Annotated in this window: 18 protein-coding genes and 3 pseudogenes; 4 read left to right on the top strand and 17 right to left on the bottom strand. The window is 72.7% G+C overall.

The annotated features are described in order from the left end of the window. Positions 1-155 precede the first annotated feature (155 nt). The 3 genes and pseudogenes from ACGF8A_RS19100 to ACGF8A_RS19090 form a co-directional block, all read right to left on the bottom strand. The gene (locus ACGF8A_RS19100; RefSeq protein WP_393109569.1) at positions 156-443 is read right to left on the bottom strand and encodes a hypothetical protein; all 288 of its coding nucleotides are present in this window, start codon (positions 441-443) and stop codon (positions 156-158) included. 74 nt (positions 444-517) lie between these two features. After that, positions 518-789: pseudogene (locus ACGF8A_RS19095) on the bottom strand (hydrolase); the annotation flags it as partial. Between the two features lie 130 nt (positions 790-919). Beyond that, positions 920-1,351 (bottom strand): annotated as a pseudogene (locus ACGF8A_RS19090) (ABC transporter permease subunit); the annotation flags it as partial. A 1-nt stretch (position 1,352) separates the two neighbouring features. Here ACGF8A_RS19090 and ACGF8A_RS19085 point away from each other — a divergent pair. Then, positions 1,353-1,796: pseudogene (locus ACGF8A_RS19085) on the top strand (GntR family transcriptional regulator); the annotation flags it as partial. Positions 1,797-1,957: 161 nt separating this feature from the next. After that, on the top strand, positions 1,958-3,322 hold the full coding sequence (locus ACGF8A_RS19080; RefSeq protein WP_393109567.1) for an APC family permease: 1,365 nt from the start codon (positions 1,958-1,960) through the stop codon (positions 3,320-3,322). Positions 3,323-3,405: 83 nt separating this feature from the next. Here ACGF8A_RS19080 and ACGF8A_RS19075 read toward each other — a convergent pair whose 3' ends face one another. The 3 genes from ACGF8A_RS19075 to ACGF8A_RS19065 all read right to left on the bottom strand — a co-directional run bounded on the left by ACGF8A_RS19075 (position 3,406) and on the right by ACGF8A_RS19065 (position 5,506). After that, on the bottom strand, positions 3,406-3,951 hold the full coding sequence (locus ACGF8A_RS19075; RefSeq protein ID WP_393109565.1) for a snapalysin family zinc-dependent metalloprotease: 546 nt from the start codon (positions 3,949-3,951) through the stop codon (positions 3,406-3,408). Between the two features lie 240 nt (positions 3,952-4,191). Continuing rightward, entirely contained in the window at positions 4,192-4,860 is a 669-nt protein-coding gene (locus ACGF8A_RS19070) for a class F sortase (protein ID WP_393109563.1), read from the bottom strand. 109 nt (positions 4,861-4,969) lie between these two features. Then, positions 4,970-5,506: a hypothetical protein gene (locus tag ACGF8A_RS19065; RefSeq protein ID WP_393109561.1), complete on the bottom strand. Its 537-nt coding sequence runs from the start codon at positions 5,504-5,506 to the stop codon at positions 4,970-4,972. 1,011 nt (positions 5,507-6,517) lie between these two features. Between ACGF8A_RS19065 and ACGF8A_RS19060 the strand changes: the two genes are divergently transcribed. Next, entirely contained in the window at positions 6,518-7,705 is a 1,188-nt protein-coding gene (locus ACGF8A_RS19060) for a phosphatidylserine/phosphatidylglycerophosphate/cardiolipin synthase family protein (protein ID WP_393109559.1), read from the top strand. Between the two features lie 228 nt (positions 7,706-7,933). Here the strand turns inward: ACGF8A_RS19060 and ACGF8A_RS19055 are convergent, their stop codons facing one another. Together ACGF8A_RS19055 and ACGF8A_RS19050 are read right to left on the bottom strand one after the other, a co-directional pair. Beyond that, positions 7,934-8,794 (bottom strand): RNA polymerase sigma factor SigF, encoded by an 861-nt coding sequence (locus ACGF8A_RS19055; protein ID WP_393109557.1) that lies wholly within the window; start codon positions 8,792-8,794, stop codon positions 7,934-7,936. Between the two features lie 295 nt (positions 8,795-9,089). Further along, a complete protein-coding gene (locus tag ACGF8A_RS19050; protein WP_393109555.1) occupies positions 9,090-10,403 on the bottom strand; it encodes an amidohydrolase in 1,314 nt (437 codons plus the stop codon). Between the two features lie 167 nt (positions 10,404-10,570). On the opposite strand from ACGF8A_RS19050, the gene ACGF8A_RS19045 reads away from it, so the two are divergent. After that, positions 10,571-10,747, top strand: a complete 177-nt coding sequence (locus tag ACGF8A_RS19045) for a thiazolylpeptide-type bacteriocin (RefSeq protein WP_053760578.1) — start codon at positions 10,571-10,573, stop codon at positions 10,745-10,747. A 119-nt stretch (positions 10,748-10,866) separates the two neighbouring features. Here the strand turns inward: ACGF8A_RS19045 and ACGF8A_RS19040 are convergent, their stop codons facing one another. The 9 genes from ACGF8A_RS19040 to ACGF8A_RS19000 are packed head-to-tail and all read right to left on the bottom strand — an operon-like array spanning position 10,867 to position 25,277. After that, positions 10,867-12,798, bottom strand: coding sequence for a TOMM precursor leader peptide-binding protein (locus ACGF8A_RS19040; RefSeq protein WP_393109552.1), 1,932 nt, complete (start codon positions 12,796-12,798; stop codon positions 10,867-10,869). Next, a complete protein-coding gene (locus ACGF8A_RS19035; protein ID WP_393109550.1) occupies positions 12,795-13,550 on the bottom strand; it encodes an ABC transporter permease in 756 nt (251 codons plus the stop codon). The genes ACGF8A_RS19040 and ACGF8A_RS19035 overlap by 4 nt, the downstream gene beginning before the upstream one ends. After that, entirely contained in the window at positions 13,547-14,593 is a 1,047-nt protein-coding gene (locus ACGF8A_RS19030) for an ABC transporter ATP-binding protein (RefSeq protein WP_393109548.1), read from the bottom strand. Before ACGF8A_RS19030 ends, ACGF8A_RS19035 begins: the two co-directional genes overlap by 4 nt. A gap of 24 nt (positions 14,594-14,617) precedes the next feature. Then, on the bottom strand, positions 14,618-15,730 hold the full coding sequence (locus ACGF8A_RS19025; protein WP_393109546.1) for a peptidase M50: 1,113 nt from the start codon (positions 15,728-15,730) through the stop codon (positions 14,618-14,620). Beyond that, positions 15,727-16,743 carry a lantibiotic dehydratase C-terminal domain-containing protein gene (locus tag ACGF8A_RS19020; RefSeq protein WP_393109805.1) on the bottom strand — a complete coding sequence of 339 codons (1,017 nt, stop codon included), beginning with the start codon at positions 16,741-16,743 and terminating at the stop codon, positions 15,727-15,729. Before ACGF8A_RS19020 ends, ACGF8A_RS19025 begins: the two co-directional genes overlap by 4 nt. Positions 16,744-16,769: 26 nt before the next feature. Further along, on the bottom strand, positions 16,770-19,490 hold the full coding sequence (locus tag ACGF8A_RS19015; RefSeq protein WP_393109544.1) for a lantibiotic dehydratase: 2,721 nt from the start codon (positions 19,488-19,490) through the stop codon (positions 16,770-16,772). 12 nt (positions 19,491-19,502) lie between these two features. Next, complete coding sequence (locus ACGF8A_RS19010; RefSeq protein ID WP_393109542.1) at positions 19,503-21,092, bottom strand: nitroreductase family protein; 1,590 nt, start codon at positions 21,090-21,092, stop codon at positions 19,503-19,505. A gap of 53 nt (positions 21,093-21,145) precedes the next feature. Next, positions 21,146-23,083 carry a TOMM precursor leader peptide-binding protein gene (locus ACGF8A_RS19005; protein ID WP_393109540.1) on the bottom strand — a complete coding sequence of 646 codons (1,938 nt, stop codon included), beginning with the start codon at positions 23,081-23,083 and terminating at the stop codon, positions 21,146-21,148. Beyond that, the gene (locus ACGF8A_RS19000; RefSeq protein WP_393109538.1) at positions 23,073-25,277 is read right to left on the bottom strand and encodes a TOMM precursor leader peptide-binding protein; all 2,205 of its coding nucleotides are present in this window, start codon (positions 25,275-25,277) and stop codon (positions 23,073-23,075) included. The genes ACGF8A_RS19005 and ACGF8A_RS19000 overlap by 11 nt, the downstream gene beginning before the upstream one ends. Between the last annotated feature and the right edge of the window lie 51 nt (positions 25,278-25,328).

Genomic DNA, 25,328 nt, shown 5'->3' with positions numbered 1-25,328 from the left:
GGATAGGCCAGGGACGGCGGACGCCGTCGGTGCGACGGGGGCTTCGCAGGCGCGCGGGACGGGAAGCCCCCGCGACGAACCACTTCGACGCAGGTCCGCCACTTCCAGGTCCGCTGCTTCGCGGTGGCTCCGCCTCCGGCCGCTCCGCCCTGCCGTCAGGACCCGAGGCTGCCGAGCCGGCCGGGAGCCGTCCACCAGGTGATCACTCGGTCGGCCATCGCGTCGGGGCGAAGTCCCAGGGGGTCGAGTCCGAAGTGATGCTCCAGCTCGTACCGCAGGAACTCCCCGATCTCCGTCCGGCCGGCACCGGCACGGAGCCGCCGGAGCAGCGGGGCGAGCATGCAGTCGTACTCGTCCTGCACGGCGTCGGCGACGCCGATCGGGTCCCACTCGTTGAGCAGCCGCCGCAGTTCCTGCTCGGTCGCCCTGTCGCGGTATGACATCGCACCAGTGTGTCAGCCGGAATCCCCCGCCCATGTGTCCGCCCACCGCGGAGGTCGCTCGCGGCGTTCACCGTTCACAGGACCCCCGGCGCAGCGTCGGGCAGCGCGAACGTCGTGACGACCGCCGCGTGGTCCGACGGCCAGGCGTTGCCGGCCACGTCGGGCCAGACCCGCGGGGTGCCGGCGACGTAGGTCCGCGACTCGAGCACGCGCAGGCCGCGTGGAGGACGTAGTCGATCCGGTCCTGCGGTTCGGGCCGGCCGCTGCCGACCTCGTGCAGGAGGTGGATCGGAGACCAGGTGTGCCCGGGGGCGGTGACGGGATCGGGGTGCGCCTCACGGTAGGAGCCCGGCGGCGTCGTGCGGGTGAACACGACGGACGCGGCCATCGGGACCAGGAAGTACAGCCCGGCGACTGCGAGCACGGCCCACCGCCACAGGGCCGGGCGGGTACGGGGCGTGGGCGGGCCACCGGGTTCAGGCGAGCCATCGGGCACTCCGGCGTTGCAGGGGCAGATACACGGCCATGACGAGGCCCGCGACGAGGACCATGTCGAGGCTGAGGGCGAGCGCCACGTTCTCCTGGCCGACCAGCACGTTGCCGGAGATGGCGTCGGCGATCTGCAGGGTGACCAGCGGAACGGAACTGCCCACCATGGCCGCGGCCGTGGCGTACGCGGCGAACGCGCTGCCGAACAGCAGCACCAGGCCGCCGAGCCGCGAGGGCAGCAGCACGGGCAGGGCCACGTACCGCCAGTACTGCACGGTGGTCGCGCCGTTGTTGTGCGCGGTCTCGCGCCACTGGGAGCGCAGGCCGTCCAGGGCCGGGGTGATGGTGAGCACCATCAGCGGGATCAGGAAGTACAGGTAGACGAGGACGAGTCCCCAGAAGCTGTACAGGTCCCAGCCGCAGGAGTACCGGCCGGCGACCACGGAGGACGCGGTACGCCTTCAACTCCCGCCGGGGACACAGGTGCTGCATGTGCTGCGGGTGCGCGGGCTGGACGGCGAACCGGTGCTGCTGGAGCGGACCGTGTACGCCGACTGGATCTCGCCCGCCGTGGAGTCGATCGAGCCCGACTGCCCCTCCGTCACCCAGCGGCTCTTCGAGGACACGGGCCTGGTCTTCGCCTACGGCGAGCACGTGATCGACGCCGTCGCCGCCGCTGCGCAGGACGCCGAGCTGCTCGGCATCCGCCGGACCGGCCCGCTGCTGCGGGTGCGGCGGGTGACGACTACGCACGAGGGGCGGCCGGTGGAGTGGTCCGACGACCGCTACCGCTCGGACGCGGTGAGCTTCAGCGTGCACAGCTCGATCGGGAACAACGCGTTCGCCCGCAAGACCGTCGAATAGGGCACGGCACCCCGGTCGCGCTCCGTCGCTCCGGCGGTCCGGTGCCGCCCCGTGCGCCGGTCCGCTCGGCGATCACCCTGACGGCGCTGTTGCCGCATGCCGCGCCGGGATGCCGGGCAGTGGAGACGATGTCCGGTATCCGACGTCCGGGGGGAGTCCTCGTGTCCGCATCCGCAAGTGGCGCCACCGCCTCACCGGAGGGCGGGGACGACTCTCCGCTACGGCGGGCCATCGGGCCCAAACTGCTGGTGCTGTTCGTGATCGGTGACATCCTCGGTACCGGTATCTACGCCACCACCGGGAAGGTCGCCGGCAAGGTCGGAGGGGCCCTGTGGCTGCCCTTCGTCATCGGGTTCGTGGTGGCGCTGCTGACGGCGGCCTCGTACGTCGAACTCGTCGGGAAGTATCCGAAGGCGGCCGGGGCCGCGCTGTACACCCAGAAGGCGTTCAAGGTCCCGTTCCTGACCTTCATCGTCGCCTTCATGGTCATGTGCTCGGGACTTTCCTCGGCGAGCGCGGCGGCCCGCGCCTTCAGCGGCGACTACCTCGGCGAGTTCACCGACGTCCTCCCGCCCACGCTCGTCGCGATCCTGTTCATCCTCGCCCTGGCGGCCCTTGCCCTGCGGGGTGTGTCGGAGTCGGTGAAGACCAATGTCGTCCTCACGCTCGTGGAGGTGACCGGCCTGCTCGTCATCCTCGCCATCGGCGCGTGGGCCGTCCTCAGCGGTGACGGCGAGCCCTCCCGGCTGGGTGAGTTCCAGGCAGAGGGGGCGAGTCACGCGCTGATCACCAGCGTGCTGGGCGCGACAGCGCTCGGCTTCTTCGCCTTCGTGGGCTTCGAGGACTCCGTCAACATGGCCGAGGAGACGAAGGATCCGGTGCGTACGTTTCCGCGTGCCATCTTCATCGGCGTCGCTGTCACCGGGACCATCTACGTCCTGGTCGCCCTGGTCTCCTCGCTGCTCGTCGACTACCGCGTGCTGGAGGACTCCACCGGTCCGCTGCTGGAGGTCGTCAAGGCGGGCGGCCTGGACTTCCCGCCGAAACTGTTCGCGCTGATCGCCTTGTTCGCGGTCACCAACTCGGCCTTGATCAACATCATGATGGCCTCCCGCCTCTGCTACGGCATGGCCAACGAACGCATCCTGCCGCGAGCCCTGGGCCGCGTGCTCCCGCGGCGCCGCACCCCGGTCGTCGGCATCGTCTTCGTCACGCTCCTCGCGATCGGCCTGGTCTCCACCGGGGAGATCGCGGGCCTCGGCGACACCACGGCCTTCCTGCTCCTGTGCGTCTTCGCCGTCGTCAACGTCGCCGTGCTCGTCCTGCGCCACGATCGCGTCGGGCACGAGCACTTCCGTACGCCGACGGCTCTGCCGGTGCTGGGCGCGATCACCTGCCTCGTCCTGGCCAGCCCGCTGTCCGACAGGCCCGCGGACGTCTACATCCGGGCCGGCGTGCTGCTGGCCGTCGGAGTGGGGCTGTGGGGGCTCAACAAGCTGGTGATGAAGGCCAGGCACGAGGCGTGACCCGGCGCCGTGCGGCGGGCGGCGACCCGACGGGGCCCGGCCGAGGAGCGCGGGGACGGCCGGGCCGCCCCGCGCCCGGTGTGTCAGTCGACGACCGGCTGGCCTCGGACGCCTGCCGGACGGGCGGGCGCCAGTGCGAAGTTGTCCTCGACCTCCGCCTTCTCGCTCGCGTCGGGATAGGGGTTCGTGCACGAAACGCCCGCGCTGGAACCCGACATGAGGCTGCTGCACGGGCCGGGCTTGCGGTCCGGCAGGCCCAGGATGTGACCCAGCTCGTGTGCCGATATCCGGACCGTGTCGTAGCCCTGACTGACGGCCTGCCGGCCCATGTAGACGGTTCCGTTGCCCAGTGAGGTGGTCAGGGCCCGGGGCCAGCCGTTGTCGGCCAGGATCCGGATGTTCGCTCGTTGTCCGGTTGCGGCCGGGCGCAGCTCGACGCTGTCCACGCTCTCGTTCCAGATGGCCGCGCCTCGGTCGACGGCGGCCCGGAACTCCGCGGACGCGCCGGCGTCGTAGGTGACGACGCGGGCCGCCAGGGCCGGCGCATCGGTGTCCGTGGGTACGGCGTGCGCCTGGCCCGCGGCGGCCAGGGTGGCCGCGAGGATGGGGGCGAACGTGCGTGCGTGCAAGGTCGGCCTCCTGTGGGGGGAGAGAAGCTGGACGTGCGCATGTCAAACTAGGCGTGCTCATGTCACGCTCTGCTGGGCACCCTGCCCCTGCCCGGCGAGCGTCAATCCCTCGATCGGTGTCCCGGAGGCCGGGGAGGCACGGCTCCACGGCCACGCGCACGGAGCCGTCCCCGGTCCGCCGTCGCCCCGGGTCCCTCCTCGCGGAATGCGCGGCCCCACCCCCACCGGCCGACGGGCCCGTCACACGAGGTGGGCGAAGACCACCAGGTTCTCGGTGTAGTCCTTCACCGACTGGTCGTAGTCCCCGGCGCAGGTGATGAGCCGTACCTCGGGGCGTTCCGTGTCGGCGTACACGCGCTCGTCGGGGAAGTCGTCCTTCGGGAAGGTCTCCGTGTCGTCCACCACGAACTCCGCCTTGCGCCCGTCGGCCCGGTCGACGGAGAAGCGGTCACCGGGCCGGAGTTCGTACAGGCCTGCGAAGACGGCCGCCGAGGTGGCCGTGTCGACATGCCCGGCGATGATCGAGGTGCCCTGCTCGCCGGGCGACACACCCCCGGCGTACCAGCCGACCAGATTGGTGTCCGCCGCCGGCGGAGGTTCGAGCTGTCCGGAGGACCCTACGGAGAGGGGGATGAAGGGGGCGTCCACGGAGATGCTCGGGATGATCAACCGGATCGGTGTGGAGCGGGGCAACGGCCGGGCTGCCTGGAGTGTGGCCGTGGGTGCGGAGGCCGAACCCACGGAACGGGAGCTCTGCGGGCCCCCGTCCGGCTGTTGGTGGTCGCCGAAGACACTCACGGCGATGATGATGATCGCTACGCCCCACAGGGTGAGCCGTCCGCCGCGGCCGGGGTACTGCCCGTCCGGCGCCCGCTCGGCGCAAGGAGTGGAGGGGGGATCTGCTGCCATCGGACATCACCTCGTTCGGCACGGCGGCACTGACTGGTGAGCTCGGGAGCGCGGGCCGCCGGCACGGTGTGCGCCGGCGGCGGCCGCAGCCTTGGAGAGCGGGGAGAGGTCAGGACGCCGGGCTGGTGGCCTTCTTGCGGCGCAGCGCGTACAGCCCGGTGGCGCCTACGCCCAGAATGGCCAGCCCACCAGCGGTGACGCCGGGCGAGGCGAGGGCGCCGCCGCCGGTGTGCATACCGCCGCGCGGCTTGTCGTGGTCGTCGCCGCCGCCCCAGCTGTCCTTGCCGTGCCCGCCCTCCTTGCCACCCTCGTCCTTGTGGGACTCCTCGTACTTGCTGTCCCCGTGGCTCGAGTTCCAGTCCTCGCCGCCCTGCACCGCGGCGAGTGCCCCGCCGCCGGTGTGCATTCCGCCACGCGGTCCGTCGTGGTTGCTGTCCTTGTCGTAGTCCTTGCTGTATGACTTGTCGTACTCGTCGGAGTCCTTGTCGTGGCCGCCGCCGGAGTCGCGGTCGTGCTCCTTGCTGTACGAGGAGTCGTCGCGGCCTCCGTGGTCCTCGGCCGGTGCGGCGAACGCGGCACCGGGCGAGGCGAAGGCGAGCGCGGCGGAGGTTGCCGCCGTGGCGAGAAGAATGCGGACAGAACGCATATCGGTGTCCTTCCGCCGTGACCGGGCAGTGGATACGGCATCGACTGGAGTGGACCCGGTCTCGACACGAACCACCGTCGGTCAGTCCCTTGCCACGCACCATCCGGGCCGCCCAGCCGTGTCACGGCTCCACCCGTCTGTCCCAGCGACACGCCGACGCATCCCCCTGCCGGGGCAGTCCCACGTCACCCGACTGCACGTCAGCGAGCCCATGCCGGGCGGGGCCACCGCCTCACCGCCGCGCGAAGGGCGCGGTGGGCCACGCGGCATCCGCGGGTGCAGGGCGTGCGGGAGGCGTGCGTACGGATGCGTCCGCCCTGAGGGGCCGACACATGTCTCGGCGTGGAGATGGCCCGGAACTCACCCGGCCGACAGGCCTGTTGTTCAGGGAAGGGCTGTCCGGCCGGGCGGACGGCAAAAGCGGTGTCGCCCGGCGGGCCCGACACCGCCCATGCGTCCTCGGCGTCCCGCAGGCCACCACGGATCGTCTGCTGTACGACTACGCCGCCGAGCTCGGTGCCCAGATCCGCCTGGGCCAGGAACTGGTCTCGGCGGACGCGACTCCTTCTCGACCGGACCGGCAGGCTCCGGCTGGCGGGGGCTGGGAGGACCGGGTCGGCCAGGTCGCCGGCACCGGCGGGAACTGGACGCGCCCGGCGTGCCACCGCGGCGGGACGTTCGTGCGGCCTGGGGCGGTGAGGGCCGGAAAGGCCTGCTCAGCGCGTAGTCGCGGTGGTTCCGCGCGGCACGGGGCCGCGCCCGGGGCAGCGCGGGTGCGGGCGGTCCGCGTGGCGTTCGGTGCTGATGGACGTGCGGGGTCGCGCGGTTTAGGCTTCCCGCTCGGCCGCGTAGGACGGAAAGAGGGAGCAAGGCGATGTCACAGCTGGTCTCGGCGCCGCGCCGGGAGCCGGTAGGACGGGCGGCGATGTCGTCACCGGGCGTAGGGGACGTCCCCGTCCGGCCCGTGCCCGCCCTGGTCCTGGGCGCCGGTCTCACGGTCCGGACGAGCGCATGACGGTCGCCGGAGAACGTCCCGGTGCCGCTCCCGAAGGCACCCTGCGGCTGCGCCGTCGCCTGGAGCGGCTGATCGGGGTGGCCGCGACGGAGGGGAACGAGCTCGTCGCCCTGCGCAACGGCGACGAGATCTTCCCCGCGATGCTGGACGCCATCCGGACCGCCGAGCACACGATCGACATGATGACGTTCGTGTACTGGCGCGGCCGGATCGCCCGCGACTTCGCCGGCGCGCTGGCGGAACGCGCCCGTGACGGGGTGCGGGTGCGGCTGCTGCTCGACGGGTTCGGAGCCAAGGAGATAGAGCGGGACCTGCTGGACGACATGGATGCCGCCGGCGTGCAGGTGGCCTGGTTCCGCAAGCCCCTGTGGCTGTCGCCGTTCAAGCAGAACCACCGCTGTCACCGCAAGGCGCTGGTGGTGGACGAGCACGCGGCGTTCACCGGTGGTGTCGGCATCGCCCAGGAGTGGTGCGGCGACGCCCGCAACCCGGACGAGTGGCGGGACACGCACGTCAGACTGCGGGGGCCGGCCGTGGACGGTGTCGCCGCCGCCTTCGCCCAGAACTGGGCCGAATGCCACGACGAACTCTACGACGACCGGGACCGCTTCACCGGGCACGAGCAGCCCGGCACCTCCGTCGTGCAGGTCGTGCGCGGCTCGGCCAGTTTCGGGTGGCAGGACATGCAGACCCTGATCCGGGTCATGCTCACCTCCGCCGAGTCACGCTTCCGTCTGGCCACCGCCTATTTCGCCCCGGACACCTACTTCGTCGACCTGCTGTGCGCGACCGCGCGCCGGGGCGTGACGGTGGAGATCCTGCTGCCCGGACCGCACACCGACCAGCGGGCCTGCCAGCTCGCCGGCCGGTACCACTACGAGCGGCTGATGGAGTCGGGCGTCTCCATCTGCGAGTACCAGCCGACCATGCTGCACGCCAAGATCATCACGGTGGACGGGGTGGCCTCGCTGATCGGCTCCACCAACTTCAACCGGCGCTCCATGGACCACGACGAGGAGGTCATGCTCGCCGTCCTCGACGAGGACTTCACCGCGGGCCTGGACCGGGACTTCGACGCGGACCTCGAAGGCAGCGTCGCCATGGACCCGGCGCGCTGGAGACGTCGCGCCATGCTGGACCGCGTGCGGGAGGCCGCGGTCCTTCCCGTACGACGGTTCCTGTAGCCGGGCGGGGGGGGGGGGGGGGGGGGGGGGCCGCGGGGGGGGGGGGGGGGGGGGGGGGGGGGGGGGCGGGGCGGGGGGGGGGGGGGGGGGGGGGGGGGGGGGGGGGGGGGGGGGGGGGCGGGGGGGGCGGCGCCCTGTGGGGGACGGGGGGGGGGGGGCGGGGTTGGTCCCCTACGGCGGGTCAGGGTGGCGGGGGGTGGGCGCCCCCCGCGCGCCCCACGGCGACGGTCAGTTGGTGGCGAGCATGCCTGCGCGCAGGCGCTTGATGGTGCGTGAGAGCAGGCGGGAGACATGCATCTGGGAGCAGCCGAGGCGCTCGCCGATCTGGGCCTGGGTGAGTTCCTCGACGAACCGCCAGTGGATGATCTGCCGGGACCGTTCGTCCAGGCCGGCGATCAGCGGGGCGAGGGCGTGGAAGTCCTCGACCAGTTCCATGGCGGCGTCCTCCGTGCCGATGAAGTCGGCCAGCACCGCCTCGCCCTCCTCGCTGCCGCTCAGCGTGGCGTCCAGGGAGGACGAGTTGTATCCGTTGGAGGCGATCCGGGCTTCGATGACCTCCTCCCCGGAGAGGTTCATCAGCTCGGACAGCTCCTTGACCGTCGGCATACGGTCCAGGCGGGAGCGCAGTTCCTCCGTGGCCCGGGCCAGTTCGACCCGGGCCTCCTGCAGACGGCGCGGCACGTGCACGGCCCAGGAGGTGTCGCGGAAGAACCGCTTGATCTCGCCGACGATGTAGGGGATGGCGAAGGACGTGAACTCGACCTCGCGCGTCAGCTCGAACCGGTCGATCGCCTTGATCAGCCCGATGATGCCGACCTGGACGATGTCCTCCATCTCGTCCGCGCCGCGGCTGCGGAAACGGCCGGCCGCGTAGCGGACGAGGGAGGTGTTCATCTCGATCAGTGTGTTGCGCGCGTACTGGTACTCGGGCGTGCCCTCCTCCAGCACGGCGAGCCGCTCGAAGAACTGCTTCGAGAGCGACCGCGCGTCCTTCGGCGCGATCTTGGCCGGGTCGGCCACCTCGGGCAGCAGCTCCCCGACCGTCTGCTCAACGCCGGTCTCGGCCCCTGACATCGTGGTCGCCGTCATTGCTCCAGTCCCTCCCTCTGCAGACTCTGCTGACCCGCGCACCGGCGGGTCGATGACACGGCGTCTACCCCTGGCCGTGCAGAGCATGCACGCGGATCTCCCGCCGCTGATGCGAGGTGCGTCCTGCGCGGTTGCCGCGCGCGGCCTCCCTCACGAGGGGCCGTCGGGCTCGCCGTGCGGGACCGGACGTCTCGATCACTGCCGAACGCTCCGCCCACAAGCTCCTTCGCCGTGTTCCCCGCACCGACGACCAGTGGCTGTCGCGACATCGGCGAGGGCCGAACGAGACGCCGGATCAGTTCTCCGTCCTGGGCCGGGAGTTTCCGGACGCCGGCTTCAGGTGCGCCAGTGCGGCCGCGGTCAGCGCCCTCGTCGCCGAGGGCAGGGCGAGGGGCAGGTGCGGCGCGAACTCGGGGGAGTGGTTCGACGGCAGCGACGCGAGCCTTTCCGTGACGTTCGCGCCGCTCGTGGCGGCCCACTGGCGCGGGCCCACCGTCCCGACCATCCAGTAGCCCAGAGGGATCCCGGCGCAGCCGTGGATCTCCTGGCCCGCGTCGCCGTAGAGCCCGAAGTCCTCGGTCGCCATCGACGGTGCCCACGGCACCACCCGTTCCGCGCCGAGCACTTCGCGATGGGCCTCGCGCGTCACCGCGGTCACCTCCCCGTCGGGGAGGGTGACAGGGGACCGCGAGACGACCGTGATCTCCGGGTCGCGTCGACAGCCGGACGCGGCCGCTTCGGCCCGTACCACTCGCTCGACGGCTGTCACGACACGGTCCAGCGATGCCGGGGACAGCGCGCGCACGGTGATGCCGAGCGCGGCGCTGTCCGGTACGACGCCGCTGTGGGAGCCGGCGTGGATCCGGCCGACGGTGACGGTGGTCTGTTCGGCGGGCGCGCTCTCCCGGGACACGATCCCCTGGAGGCGCAGGACCACCGCCGCCGCGGCGAGGACCGGATCCACCGTCAGGTGCGGCGCCCCCGCGTGCCCGCCCCGGCCGTGCAGGGTGACGTCCAGCTGGGCACTGCCGGCGAGCACGGGCTGTCCGTAGCCGTGGGCCACCATGCCGCCCAGGAGAGGCGCGGTGTGCTGGGCCAGCACCGCGTCGGGACGGCCGAAGCGGGCGTACAGGCCGTCCTCCAGCATCGCGCGCGCCCCGGTCAGCGTCTCCTCGGCCGGCTGACCGACCACCACCACCGTGCCCTGCCAGTGCGGCAGCGCACGGGACAGCAGCGTCGCGGTGCCGAGCAGCGCGGCCACATGCAGGTCATGGCCGCAGGCGTGCATGAAGGGGCCCTGGGCGGCGTACGGCAGGCCGGTCCGCTCCCGGACCGGCAGCGCGTCCAGTTCGGCCCGCAGGTAGAGGCGCGGCCCCTCACCGTTGGTGAGGACGCCGACCACGCCGTGGCCACCGACGCCCCGCGTCACCGCGTACCCCTCCGCGGCCAGCGCGTCGGCGAAGCGGGCCGCGGTACGCGCTTCCTCGCCGGACGGCTCCGGGTTCTGGTGGAGGTCCATCGCGAAGACGGTGAGCGGCCGCAGTACCGCGTCCAGTTGCCGCAGGACGGGCGCGTACCTGTCCGAGGGGACCTTCGCCGGTGTGCTCACCCGGACATGATCCGGTGCCGGGGCTGCCGCCCGCTGTCAGGACGCTGTCACCGGATGACAGCGCCCTGACAGCGGGCGGCAGCCCGATGCGTCAGCGGAGACCGATCCAATGAGGGAGCCGAACGCCCCGGGACGAGCCCGGTGGCGTCCTCACCTCAGGAGTGACCATGGCTGACAAGTCGACGCTCGCCGCCCTCGCCGACGAGATCCTGGAGCTGGAGTCGGAGACCTTCGAGATCTCGGACTACTCGGACGCCAGCGAGGTCGTGCTCGCCGGTTCCACGAGCTGCTCCTCCACCTCGACCTGCTCCTCCACCACCAGCACCACCTCCTGCAGCGCCTGATCCCAGGCCCGCAGACGTCGGCGTCAGGCCTGGCCGGGCGCCGAATCGGCCGGGTCGCCGCCCGCACTCCCCCGGGAGTGGCGGGCGGCGACCCGGCCGTCGCCGTTCGGCGTGGCGTGTCAGGGGAACGGATGCGGAACCCGGCGGATCTCCCACCCCTCCAGGTCCGTGTCGCGCAGCCCGCCGCGGCGCGCCGCCGTCCGCAGCCGGGGCATGCCGAGCGCGCGCTGGCGCGACCAGCCGAAGTCGATCGGCAGCAGCCCGGGAGCCAGCACGCACACCGTCCGCAGCCCCATCCTCCGCTGCTCCGGGGTGGTCTGGTCCACGACGATCACATCGAGCCCGGCCCGCACCAGCTCGTCGCGGCACAGGGCCACGTCGTCCGCCAGATCACCGGTACGCGGCCGCCCGGTGCTCTCCCAGGCCGCGTACACCTCCGCCATCGGGCCCACCGCCCTGGGCTCGTGGTACGGCGCCACGTGCACCGCCATGGCGGGAAGGCCGTACAGCTGGGCATGGTCCTTCAGGTGCGCCACCTTGGTGAAGTCTGCCGCCATCGCCTCCAGTTCACCCTGCCGTTCGCGCACCTGGCCCGGCAGGTGCGGAATGTAGGTCAGCACCTCTGACAGGGCACCCTCCAGCGCCGACGCCGGGTCCAGCGAGGCGCCGGCACCGAAGGAGTACAGGCCCGGTCCGCCGTCCCGCCGCACCGCCAGACCGGTCACCACCGGCACGGCGAGATCGATCCGGTTGTCGAAGGCGTGCACGTCGTACCCCTGGAGGGCGGCCCGGTCGATCATGGCGCGGACGGTGGGGTCGCCGACCGTGGCCAGGTCGATCTCCGTCAGCCGGGTCCCGCCGTACCAGGCCAGCAGGAAGGCGTCCCGCTCGATCAGTTCGAGCAGCCCGCCGAGCACCGCCTCCTCCAGGCAGCTGCCGATCGCGCACCCGTTGGAGCACTCGAAGACGAAGTTGTCCGCCGCCACCCCCGCGCTGTAGTGCACCAGGCGGGCCGGGACCAGCAGGGGACGCCGGTCGCGCAGGGAGTAGCCCCACACCCAGGGGATCGGCCGGTCAGGGTCGAACGGGTCGACGAGCGGGTCGTCGCGGTAGGTCTCCGGAGCGTAGAAGCCGCAGTCGGCGGGGTTGAGCGCGTCCTCGCTTAGACTGTTGTACGAGGCGCTGAGCAGCTTGCCACCGCGCCGTCTGTGGGTGCCGGCGTACCGCTCCAGGCCCTCCAGGAACGCCAGGTCGCGGCTGGCGGCGAAGCCGTTGGCCTGACCGCTCCAGGTCACGTCGGTCAGACCCGCGTAGCCGCGCATGAACACGCTGCCCGCGACCGGCGCCGTGGTCGGTGAGGTGACGTTGAGCCAGGTCCCGGCGCCCAGCAGGCCGGTGACCGGGTTCGCGAGCGCCTCCGGTGCGAGCGGGTAGGAGGACGCCGGCCGCAGCCGGTAGCCGTCCTCGGCCGGCTTCGGACGGCTCGCCAGGGGGAGTTCGCCCTCCCGGCGGCTGTCCGTGCCGCCGGGACCGCAGTGCGGGCACAGCGGGTCGGCGTACAGCGGGAACGTCCGCACGGTCAGCGTCGCCACATCCAGGCAGGAAACCTGCGGCAGCGCCCGGTCGGCGGGCGTCCGCCCCGGCGGCACGAGTGCCGGGAAGCCGTTGGCCGCCTCGTACAGGGCGTGCGCGGCGTCCGCGACGAACGCCGGCTGTTCGGGCCAGTGCGGGGCGAAGCTCCACGGGGTGCCCGTCTCCAGGGCGTCCCGCTCGGTGCGTGACCGCAGCCGCTGCCAGCGCATCGCGAGACAGGTCCCGCAGGCCCGGGCGTCCGTGTCGCCGCCCCAGGGACCGACCAGCACCTCGCGGGAGGTGAGATGCACCAGGGCCGCGGGCCGCACCGAGGCGTGCGGGTCGTCCCGCACGTCGCGGGCCCCCAGGGGCACCACCTCGGGGGCCGCACCCGGGGCGCACCGCTCGGCCAGCGCCGACCGCAGCCGGCGCACCGCCTCCTGAAGCGGTACGCCCTCCCGTACCGCGGTGGTCGTCATGCGCGGTTGCTCCAGCGGAAGGTCTTCAGGCCGATGGCCGCGAAGACGACGGTGAAGCCGGCGAGCGCGCCGCATCCGACGGCCACGTCACCGAGGCTGCCGTTGCCGGTCAGGGACGCGGAGACGGCGTCGTTGAAGTAGCGCAGCGGCAGCACCCGGGAGAGCGTCTGGAGCCAGGACGGCATCATGTCCAGCGGCAGGAACGAGCCGGACAGGAACGCCATCGGCACCATCAGGAAGTTCGCGATGGCGGCGACCGCCTCGGGTGTGTCGGCGTAGGAGCCGATGATCACGCCGATCGACAGGAACGCGGTGATGCCGAGCAGCAGCACGGGCAGCGCCAGCGGCCACCGTGAGTCCAGCTCCAGCCCGAACAGCGGCAGCAGCGCCACCGCGACGAACACCACGGCCTGCACGACGCCGATCGCGAGCGCCAGCACGTAGCGGGAGGCCAGCACCGTGGGCAGGCTCGTGGGCGTCATCCGGATCAGGCGCAGCAGGTCGTCGCGGCGCCACTGCATCAGCGTGAACGCGATGCCGAACACCGCCGCGTTGCCCACGCCCCAGGACATCACGCCAGGCGCGATGTACGAGATGTACGGCCGGCCGGTCTCCTCCACCTGCTGGCCGCTGAAGATCAGTCCGAAGACCACCAGGAAGACCAGTGGGAAGGCGAAGGTGAAGAAGAGTGCGGCGGTGTCCCGGACCTGGGCCCGGTACCCGGCCGCCGTCAGTGCCCCGTATGCGCTCATGCCTGGTGCTCCGTGTTTTCGGTGGTATCGGTGGTATCGGTGGTATCGGTGTTCTGGGGGTTCTGGGTGCTCTGGGGGTTCTGGGTGTGCGGGGAGTTCCCGTCGCCGGCGTCGGACGTGAGCCGGAGGTAGACGTCCTCGAGGGTGGCCGAGCGGGTCTGCACGCCGTCCAGGCCGCCCAGCGCGTCGAGTGCCGACATCACCTTTCCGGACGCCCGCGTCTCGAGTACGAGGCTGCCGCCGCTCAGCACGGCGCGGTCGACGCCCTCGATCGCCTCCGCCTGCGCCACGGTCATCCGGTCCGGCGGCAGCAGCACCGAGGTCGCCGTGCCCGCGGCGCCGACCAGCCCGCGCGGGGAGTCCAGCGCGGCGAGGCGGCCGTCGACCAGGATCGCCACCCGGTCGCAGAGGGCTTCCGCCTCGTCCAGGTGGTGCGTGGTGTACACGATGGTCCGGCCCGCCTCCTTCAGCCCGCGCAGGACGTTCCACAGGTCGCGGCGGGCCTGCGGGTCGAGCGCGGCGGTGGGCTCGTCCAGGAAGATCAGCTCGGGGTCGTGCACCAGGGCGGAGGCGATGGCCAGCCGCTGGCGCTGGCCGCCGGACAGGTCCTCCACGCGGGTGTCCCGCTGCTCCGTCAGTGCCACGGCCTCCAGCGTCCGTTCGACCGCCGCGTGGTCCGCGCCGTACAGGGCGGCGACGGTCTCCAGGTGCTCATGTGCCTTCAGACGGACGAAGAAGGCCGAGGACTGGGTCTGGACACCGAGCCGCGGAAGCAGCGCGACATCGCGCGGCCAGGGGGAGCCGCCCAGCACGCTGACATTGCCGGAGTCGGCCTGGCGCAGGCCTTCCATGATCTCCACCAGGGTGGTCTTCCCCGCGCCGTTGGGTCCGAGCAGGCCGAAGAACTCGCCCCGGGCGACGCGCAGCGACACCCCGTCAAGCGCCTGGCGGGTGCCGTAGCGCTTGCTCACCCCCTCGACCTCGATGGCGGCGTCCGCCGCGCGGTTGCCGGGGTCCGCCGGCACGGTTTCCGTCTCCGTCATGAACAGCTCCTCGAAACAGGCCCGTCAGGGGGCGAGCAGAACAAGCACGGCCGCGAGCACCGCGGCCGCGATCAGACAGACCAGAACGGACGAGCCGATCCCGTATGCCGTGTACAGAACCCGCGCCCGGCGCGGGTAGCCGGCCGCGGCCTCGCGGTCGCGCAGCCGTAGACGCAGGTAGCGCCCGCTCTCGGGCGCGTAGTTGGACACACCGAGCACGTGGGAGAGCATGGTGTACCCGTCCAGCGGGGGCAGTGGCAAAAGGTTGACCAGTGCCTGAACGCTGCCCAGCAGGAGCAGTCCCGACAGCACCCGGCGAGTGGGATCGCCCGGCTCCAGCGCCGCCCACCAGAGGGCGAAGGGCAGCAGGAACAGCAGGTTCGTGAAGGCGCCGGCCGCGCCGACCGCGAGCTGACGCCGGCGCCCGCCGAGGAAACGGTAGTCGTCCACCCGGCAGTACATGATCGCGGCGGGCAGCCGCCAGCGCAGACCGATCTCGCTCACCGTGCCGCCGTGGTGCCGGGCCGCGATCCCGTGCGCCAGCTCGTGGCCGCCGGTGCTCAGCCACAGCAGGGTGAACACACCGAGCAGCGCCACCGGTTGGTGGAAGAGCCACCAGGTGTCCCGTACGAGCGTGCCGAGCGCTGCGGCCAGGACGGTCTCCATGGCCAGACAGAGCAGCAGCAGGGGCAGCAGGACCCGCCGGCGCAGCAGCGGGCGCAGCGCCCGGTGCAGGCGCCCGGTGGTCGCGTCCGCGTCGGCGACCAGACGCAGGCTGCCCCGGTAGAGGCTGCCGCTGAGGGGCGGGGTGGGCGGCGTGGCCGGCACCTCGCGCGGTGGTGCGCCGGCGAGTAGCCGTTTGGCGCCGAGCAGCCCCAGCAACTGCCGCCAGTTGGCCTCACCCAGCCGCCGGCCGAAGGCGGAGGCGTACTCGCCGCCGATCTCCTCCAGGCTCCTCTCCCCGTCCAGCCGGGAGATGAGGAAGTACTCCTTGGGCCCGACCTCGAAGGCGGAACCGTCCGCGGGGTCCCTGATCAGGTGCACGGTGGCCGGGCCGCGCAGCAGCGGCGGGCTGAGCTGGACCTCCGGCCGCAGCCGGGGACGGTGGGTGAGCACCTCGGCCCGCTCCGGGCTCATGAGGCGGCCTCCGCCGCGCTTGCGCTGCCCGCGCGCAGGACCCGCCCGAGGATGTGCGAGAGGTACGCCTCGTCGCGGATCGTCACATGCAGCCGGTTGTTGGTCATGTGCATGTACGGAGACAGCAGCAGCGGCAGGGCGACGGCCGGGTCGGTGACCTGCTTGTCACGGGTGCCGTCCCAGGAGCGGAAGACCAGTTCGCCCGCCTCGGCCAGGGCGACCGCCTTCTCCCGCAGCTCCAGACAGTGCGCCGCCCAGCCGCGCAGGAAGGCCGGCAACCGGTCCAGCCGGTCCGCGGCGACGGCCCCGCGTATCTCCTCGAAGCGGCGGCCCAGGCGCGGCGCCATCTCGGCGTAGTTGCGGTCGTACTCCGACGAGCCGATGAAGCCGGTGCCGGGGAAGGCACGGTGCCAGAACTCGTAGTAGCTCTCCAGATAGCCGGCCAGTTCGTCGTCGTCGGGCAGGAAGCAGCCCGCCATGACCATCATCAGCTGCGCCGACGTGCCCAGCAGCACGGTCCGCAGGTGCAGGTTCATGGTCCCCAGGGCGTCGATCACGAGGTCGCTGGAGTGCGCGAAGTGCCACTCCGCCAGGGCGACGCCCGCCGGCCCGCCGTACTTGCCGTACTCGGGTTCGTACGGCTCGTAGGAGCGGGAGTTGTTCGGACGCAGCCGCATCCGGCCGTCCTCCGCCATGAAGTCGCCGCGGTCGCCCTCGGGGAACTCGATCTCGAAGAGCGTGTTGTAGAAGTCGTTGAGGAAGCCGGAGTCGACCTCGTAGAGCGCGGGGCGGCTGCGCAGGAAGGCGTCGACGGCCTCCTCCGCCCGGCGGCGCACCTCGGGCGTCGCCTCCTCGCTCGCCGGCTTCAGACGGAGCCGCACATGCGGGCCCTCCAGCCAGTAGTTGATGAAGAAGTGGCCGGCCAGCAGGCCGTCCTCCCTGAGTCCCGCGATCAGCGGACCGACGCAGTTCACCAGCAGGGGCTGGGGGTTGGCGGCGTAGAAGACGTGCATGGCCTGCCACGCGCCGGGGGAGGGGTTCAGCTCGGACACGGGGCGTTCTCCTCGGTGCGTCGGGTGGTGGTGAAGGTCTCGACGGAGAGTTCGGCCACATGGCTGCCGCGCTCGGAGACGACGTGCAGACCGTTCTCGGCGGGCAGCATCTCGCGCAGCTCGACCCGGTCGTCCGGCGACTTGACCAGCGCCTCGAACGCGGTCAGCGACAGGAAGCTGTCGAAGTCGACGTACTGCGGCTTGGCGCCCGCGCCGCCCCGGGGGCCGCTGGAGACGGTGGCGAACACCCGCGCGGGCAGGCCGTGTTCGCGGCGCCAGCGCCGCCAGGCCAGGAAGACCTCGTCCTCCGGGGTACCGGCCGGGCGGGTCGGGAGGGACGCGGCGGTGGTGGACCAGCCGCGCCGGGCCAGGACGAGGTTGCCGTGCCGCACGCGCGGGCGGCGGGTGACGCCCCGGTGCGCCGGGCCGTGCGGGACCCCGGCCCAGACGTCCAGCGGGGCCATCGACGTCGGCGACAGCAGCAGCAGAGTGCGCGGGGTCTCCGGCAGGGCGAGCGGCACCAGGTAGCCCAGGTACACGGGGATGACCTCGCAGCCCAGCCGCGTGGAGCGAAGCACCAGGCGGTCCTGCGCCTCGTCGTGCTCCAGGTGTAGATCGTCCAGGTGGACGCGGCGGTCCTCGGGGACACTGCTCGCCTCGCCGGGACACACGATCTGGTAGTCGGTGAGGCGTCCGTGGAGGTTGAGGTTGCTGGTCACGGGGCCACCGGTGAGCTCGGCGAGGACCGCTCCCGGCGGGGTGAGACGCACGCCCTGCTCGCGCAGCAGGTCCGAGACGCCGGGGCCCGGGCCCTCGTCCCAGACGTGCGTGAAGCGGCTGAACGGGAACGACAGCCCGCCGTAGGAGCGGTTGAGGACCAGCAGCGGCTCCCCGTCCTCGGACGTCACCTGCAGGTGGTGGCTCTGCGGGGTGAACGGGGCGTCGAGTCCGTCCAGTTCGGCCGCGACCTCGTCGAGGTGCTCCTCATCGAGGACGACGTCGGCCTCGCCGGTGTGCTCCGCCCACAACGCGCGCATCCGGCCGATGAACGCCTGCCTGCCCCGGTCCAGGGCCTTGATCTCCGCGAGACCCAGCCAGTTCTCCTCCGGCACGTAGTCGCCCTTCGCGTCGAAGGGAGCGCGCTTGGCCGTGAAGGAGAGGTACTGGTCGAAGAAGTCCTCGTGGAAGTCGTGGACGAGACCGAGCAGGTCGTCGCACCGGCCGCCCTTGCCGTAGCGGGCGAGGAAGAAGCCCTTGAACGTCAACCGCTGCGGCAGGGTCAGGTCGAACGCGGGCAGGATCCGCTCGACCGAGCGCAGCGCCCCGCCGTCGGCGCCGGTCCACGCGCCCAGCCCGCACGAGACGTCGTCGCCCGCGTCGGCGTCCTCGTAGAGCAGGGTCTGCGGCAGGGACACCTCAGAGACGCCCAGCAGCCGCTGGGCGTCGCCCAGACTGACCCGCAGCCGGCGCAGCAGGTGCGCGCGTCCGGCTGTGTTCGCGTTCGGGTACGCGTCGATCAGCGAGGCCGCGGTGCCGAGTTCACCGGCGAGTTCGTCCGCCCACGGCCGCTCCAGCGCCCGCAGGGCGTCCTGGAAGGCACGCAACGGGTCGGCCGTGTGCACGTCGGTGTCCAGGCACGGGACCCGGATCATGCCGAGTTGCACGAGCGCCGACACGTACGTCTCACCGAGCGGGGCGCCCGCGCCGTACTCCGCGCACAGCCAGCTCACCAACTCCCCGTGGCGCAGCTCGTGGTCGCTCAGCAGCGCGATGAGCCGGTCCAGCGTCCCACTGCGCCGCAGGAAGAACAGCCGGTCCTTGACCGCGTCGAAGGTGACCGCCGCGTCGTCGTCGCCCGTGGTCACCCAGCGGCGCACGTACCGTACGCGGTGGTCGTCGCTGCCCCAGCCCGAGGCGAGCCGGACCGGGAGGTCGGCGCGCAGCGCGGGGGACGCGAGGATCTGCTCGGCGAAACGCGCCAGCACCACGACGTTCAGCCGGACCCGGCCCCGCCACTCGGCGCGCAGCCGCACGGACGGGTCGTCGCCGTCGTCGAAGGTGCCGAGGGCGACGCCCGTGAACGTGCTGAACGGGCTGGTCTTGCACGCCGTCCGGTACAGGTAGGACAGCACCGAACGCTCGACCTTGCGCAGCCGCTTGTCGGGACGCACGCCCGCGCCGAGGCGCGCGTACGGCTCCAGGCGAGCCTCGAGTGTCGGCGACGCCAGGAGCAGTCCGTCGCGCAGCCGGTCCTCGTCCAGCAGTGTCTGCAGCACGGTGCGCGTGCGGGCGAGTTCCCCGCCCAGCAGCGCGGTTCCCCGGTGGCGCAGTTCGTCCAGCGCGCGCCGGCCGTCGAGCCACTGCCGGGTCCGCGCGGCCACGGCCGCATCGAGCGCCTCGATCAGGCCGAGTGCGGACGCGCTCCCCTTGGGCAGCCGGTTGTTGAAGATGTCCCGGCGCAGCGCGAGCAGGTGCCGTCGCCGCCCGCCCTCGTCATCCGGGAAGGCCCGTTCGGCGGCAGGGACGAGTGTATGGAGTACGTCGCTCAGTTCCCGGGCCCGCTCCAGCAGTTCCTCCTCGGCGCACAGCACGTCGTCGGCCCAGCGAACGCTGTCCGGGCAGCGCAGGTCGCGCACGGTCTCGACGGGCAGGCCGGCCACCCGCAGGAGGAAACGCCGGCCGGGCTGCCAACTGGTTCTCTGTGTCATGGCGGCTCCCGGTCAGGCGATGTCGGAGCGGAAGTCGGCGGGGTGCGGTCGCTCGTTGCCGAGCAGCATGATCAGCAGGGGCGCCTCCCCGGTGCCCTCCAGCCCCAGGTGCTCGATGTAGGAGATGTTGTCGAAGCCCAGGGCGACGCCGGCGCCGAGCCCGAGCGCGGCCGAGGCGGTGTAGAAGGTCTGCGCGATCGCCCCGACGGTCGCGTTCACCAGCCGGTATCCCCGGTCGCCGGTGGCGTCGAGAACCGCCGTCGTGCGCAGGGTGGGGACGACGACCGCGCCCGTCTGTTCGAGGTTGTAGTTGGACAGGAAGTAGTTCTGCTGAAGGAACGAGCCCGGCGCGCCCGGCGCCACCAGCCGCAGCGTGTGCGTGCCGGGTTCGTAGGCGTACGCGCCGGGCTCGACGCCCTCGACATGGTTGACGAAGGCGTACAGCCGTGCCTGCCGTGGTGTGCCGTCGGGTTCGGCGTCGCTGTCGAGCCGGGTCTCGGCGCAGGCGGCGAGAGTGGTGGCCAGCTGCGCCGCGGTCAGCGGGACGGTCGCGTCGAACCGGCCGAAGCTGCTGCGCCGGGTGCGCAGTGCCGTGCGCACGTCGACCTCGGGGAACACGGCGGGCGGCAGCGCGACCGGTTCCGCGGCCCCGGCCGGGGCGGCCGGCGCGCAGGTGCCGAGGGCGCCCGGCGCCGGTCGGTCGCTCGCGTGCTCCGCCGTCGCGCGGTGCATGCGGTGCAGCGTGTCGAAGTCGAGCACCGTCCGGGAGCGCTCGGCATCCCGTCGGCGGACGGCCGCGCCGCCGCTTTCCCCCGGGGTGTCCGAGGCGGCCGGTGGTGTGTCCCAGAGCAGCGGTACGACGGCGAACAGCCCTTCCTCGTCCTCGCCCAGGCCCAGCAGGCCGGCCAGCCGTGCCTCGTCGAACCACAGGGCGGGCGCCAGCCGCAGCCCCCGGGCGCGTGCCCAGATCCGCCAGGTCTGCAGCAGCGCCCCCACGTCCATGCTCACGGCGTGGAACGAGAAGCTGTTGTACTTGAACGCGTTCTGCCAGTACTTGACGCCCAGCACCAGGTACTGGTCCGTCGCCTCACCGTGTGCTCCGAGGGCCGCGCGCACCTCGCCGCTCACGTCGCCCGCCAGCAGCCGCTGCATGCAGTGGTGCGGCGGTGAGTAGTAGTGCACGCCGGGGGTGAGGGGTCCGGACGGGCCCGAGACCCAGTAGACGCTCACGGGGTACAGGCCGCCGCCGGAGGCGGTGCCCCGGGACCAGTTGGCCTGCGGGTAGTGGGGCAGGGCCGCGAGGTCGGTGTTGGCCTGGACGCCCAGGCGCCTGCCGACCAGGCCGTAGGAGTCCAGGAGCATGCCGGAGAGCAGGGGCAGCGTGAACGGCTCCGCCGTGCCCGGGCGGCCGTCGGGCAGACAGCCGGCCGTGACCGTGGCGTGCGCGGGATACGGTGTGTCGGGCAGCGGGAACGACTGGGCACCCGGGTAGTACTTCGCCTTGCGTGGGCGGTCCGCCCAGTCGGGCACGAAGTCGGCCGGCTCCATCGGGATGCGGCCGCGGTGCATGATGGCCGTCGCGTATTCATGGGCGTAGCCCACGGAGGTCTCCTCTTGTGTGGCGTGGGGGCTGGCAGCGGTGCGGACGGGTGCGGTCACGGGAACGGATGCGGGGCCGGGTTGAGGTCGGCCGCCTCCAGGTCCCGCTCGCGCAGGCCCGCCTCGCGCAGCGCGGTGCGCAGCCGGGGCATGCCCAGGGCACGCTGACGCGACCAGCCGAAGTCGATCGGCAGCAGACCGGGGACGACAACGCTGTAGGTGTGCAGCCCCAGCAGCCGCTGCTCGGGCAGGGTCTGGTCGACGACCACCACGTCGAACCCGGCGGCGCAGACCGCGGCGACACAGCGCTCCAGATCGTCCCGCACGTCGGGCGAGGCAGCCGCGCCGGAGGCGTCCGGCCAGCGGAGGTCGGCGACCGCGAGGGGAGCCTCGGTGGACGGGGCTCGCAGCAGGAAGTCGGCGTGGACGCCCATCTCGGGGATGCCGTAGACCAGCGGGTGGTCGTGCAGCGCGGTCACCCGCGAGAAGTCCTCCGCCATGGCGCGCAGCCTGGCCTCGTCGCGCTCGGACCTGCCCCGCAGGTTCACCGCGTCGGTGGCGATCTCGCACAGCGCCGCGTCCAGCGCGGACTCCGGGTCCAGCCCGGCGCCCGCCCCGAAGCACATCCGCCCCAGGCCGCCGTCCAGCCGTTCCGCGACGCCGGTGACGACGGGTATCGGGAACGTGATGCGGGTGTCGAAGAACCGGGCCCGGTAGCCGTACATCGCCAGCCGGTCCACCATGTGCCGGGTGGCGGGGCGGGCACTGGTGGCGGGGTCGATCTCCGGCAGCGGCTGCTGTCCGTACCAGGCGAGCAGGAAGGCGTCCCGTTCGACGACCTCCATCAGACCGAAGTAGACGGCCTCCTCCACACACCCGCCCGACGCGCAGCCGTTCGAGCTCTCCTGGACGAACCGGTTCTCCAGGCCGGGCGCGTGATAGTACGTCAGGATCTCCGGCACCAGCCGGGGCTTCCGGTCACGCAGGGAGAAGCCCCACACCCACGGGATCTCGCGGTCCGGGGCGAACGGCACGACATGCGGGTTCTCCCGGTAAAAGGCCTCCGAGTAGAGCCCCACGCGCCTCGGGTCGACCGCGTCGGCGCCGAACTCGTCGAGCGTCCCCGTCACCGTGGTCCGCTTGGCACGCGCCCGCATGCCCGCGTACCGCTCCAGCCCTTCGAGGACCCCGATGCGCGCCGAGGTGCCGAACGAGCCCGCGTGTCCGCCCCAGAACGTCTCGCGCAGGTACTCCCCGGAGCGCATCGAGAAGCAGCCGACGGTCGCGGACGTCGACGTGGAGGAGACGTCATGGACGACCGACGGCCCGAGGGCACCGCACACCGGGTTCGCGAAGGCGGCGACGTCGATGTCGTACGCCTCGATGCTCCGCAGCCGGAACGTCCCCGGCGCGTGCTTCGGCGCGGACGCCAGGGTGACGACGGCGCCCTCGGGCGTGTCGGCCACGGGCCGGGAGCAGGACGGGCATTGGGGGTCGGGGACGAGGGGGTGGCGGCGGACCGACAACGTTTCCAGGTCCAGCACGAGCACGTCCGGGAAGGGCTCGCCCGCCGGTGGCGTCTGTGCCTGTGCCACCACTGAGGCGAGTGCCTCGGCGGTGAACGGCACGGCGTACGGCCAGGGTCCCGACTCGTGCGTGGCGCCGCCCAGTTCGAGCGCGTCGCGCAGCGCCACCGAACGGACCGCCTGCCAGCGCCTGGTCAGGCACTGCGGGCACGGCGACCCGCCGTCGGCCGTGAGGGGGCCGACGACGGCCTGCCGCGCGTACAGGTGCACGGGGACGGAGCCCTGTTCGCAGGGGCCGGGGGCCTCGGTGAACGCGTCGCCGAACCCCAGCGCGCGCACCGTCACGGCCACGCCACCGTGCCCCTGCCCGTCCAGCGCCGTCCGCAGCAGGCCGGCCATCAGCCGCACCGGACTCGGTCCCGGCGCCGCCGGCGCTCCGGCCGGCCTGTCCGTGGTGCTAACCGACACGCCGCGCCTCCGACGTCAGCAGCACGCGCACCACGTGGACACCGGCACGCTCCAGGTCCGCGGAGCCCGTGGGCGCCACGAGCGCGTCACGGCGCTGTTCGCCGAGCCTGCGCAGCACGCCCGTCCACGACGGCGCCTCGGTCTCCTCGGCGGTCACCGGTGCGGTGACCGTCAGCGCGCGCGGGTCGAAGTCGCTGAGCAGCGCATCCCCGTACGAGGTCCCGTCCGCGAGGCCCTGCTGCTCCAGCTGGACCTCACCCAGCAGGTCACGCAGCGCCGCCGACGCCGCGGCCGGGTACGACAGTTCGGCCGCCACCGCCCAGCGGGCCCCGGCCCGGGCCAGCACCACGGCCACCCCGGAACGCTCCCGCTCCCCGAGGTCCAGCAGCTCCGCCTCGACGCCCAGATTGGCGGCGGAGCGCAGCAGGAAGGTGAGCTCGGGATCGGCGTCGGCGGGCACGGCGACACCGGGTACGCCACAACCGTGCAACGCCCGCCGCAGCGCGTCGTACGCGAGGGCCGACAGCATGCCCCGCGCGGCGGCGTCGGTCGCGCTCGCCCCCGCGCACATCCCGGCCCCCGTGGCCTCGAACAGCCGGTCGCGGTTGTCGGCCCCGAACGGACGGACCGCCTCACCCGGCACCAGGAACCGCTCCTTGGTGAGCAGGGAAGTGGCCGCGACCCACCCGCGTACGTCGGTCTGCGCACCGCCGATGCCGGACCACGTACCGAACTCCGCCGGGGCCAGGCGGACGGCCGGCATCGGCGCGCCGGTGCGCCGGTGCGGCACGACGTGTTCGGCGTACGTCTCGGCGGCGCGATGCAGGGCGCGCAGCCGGGCCCCCGCCACGTGATGGACGTCGGCGGCGCCCAGACGGCGGGTACGCCCGTGGCCGAGGGCGAGTTCCACGACGCTGAGCTTGAGCGGTGTCTGTGTGATGCCCTCGTCGTCGTAGCGGGAGAACACACCGGCGTGCGGCCGCAGCAGCACCGAGCGGCGGTTGAGCTCCTCCACCAGGGCGTCCGCCTCGCGGGCGGTGTCGACGGTCGGCAGGTCGAGTGCGCCGCCCCCGGTGTCCAGGCTCGCGAGATCGATCACGGGGGACTCCGCCTGTGTGTCCTGCGCGCACCAGGGACACCGGGGGTGGGGCAGCAGCGGCTCCGAGGTGACGTCGAGCGACTCCACGTCCTGGATGACCAGCTGCCCTGCCGTCTCGGCGGGCAGCGCCCCCGTCGCCGTCTTGAACACCTCGTAGCCGAGCATGTTGCCGAGCATCGCGGCAAGCGGCCGCCCGGGGTGGACGCCGGGGATCTGGGTGGCGGCCGGCAGGTCCTGGGCGAGGGAACTCCACACGTCCGCGGCCTGCGCCGCGCCCTCGCCCGCGCCCAGGCGCAGCACGGCGCACGCCCAGCACCCCGTCGTCTGCGCCGACATCGACGGACCGACGACCGCGTGCCGTCCGAACGACCAGGCCGGCAGGAGGGTGCGGCCCGTGGGGACTCCGGCGCGCAGCAGCGGGAACACGACGCGTGGGGCCTCGGGTCCGCCCGTCACGACGACGACGTCGTACCCCTCGACGGCGGCCCAGGTGAGCGGGGCGGAGACGGCGAGCTCGTGGATGTCGACGGGGCAGCCGTCGGAGCCGGCGGCCGTCGCCTCGTCGGTGATCCCTTCCAGGTCGAGCCCGGGCAGCACGCCGATGGCGGCGCTGCCGTTGCGCAGCAGGCTCAGCACGCACCAGCGCGCCACCAGGTCGCTGCCGACGACGGCCACCCGTGTGTCGCGGAAGCGCTGGAAGCGCCGCGCGGCGTCGTCGGCGTAGTGGTCGGCGTACGCGATCTGGGCGGCGTAGCGACGCGCCACGTCGTCGGACGGCTCGGGCCCGTCGAACGCCTCCGGCGAGGGTCTGGGCGGGACGGACCGGGCGAAGCCCCGTTCGTACAGGGTGCCGACGAGTTCACCGACCATCGCGCGCTGCCGGTCGCCGAACCCCGTACAGATCTCGGCGACGGTGTGTTCGCCGTTGAGGTGCGGCACGAGCAGGGTGGCGAAGCGGTACGCCGACTTGGCCGTCAGGCGGAAGCCGCCGTCGGCGTTGTGGAAGAGGACACCGTCGGGCGTCTCGGTGAACAGGACGTCGCGCCGGATGCGGGGGCGGGACGCTGCGACGGCTTCGTACCGTGCGGAAGGCATGCTGATGTCACCTTTGGATGGGGGCCGGGTGGGTGGGGTGGCCGGGCGGTC

The sequence above is a fragment of the Streptomyces sp. NPDC047706 genome, assembly GCF_043204795.1.
In the GTDB taxonomy this organism is placed as follows: domain Bacteria; phylum Actinomycetota; class Actinomycetes; order Streptomycetales; family Streptomycetaceae; genus Streptomyces.
Note: the sequence above shows the minus strand (reverse complement) of the source record. Positions and strands in the feature narration are given on the sequence as shown.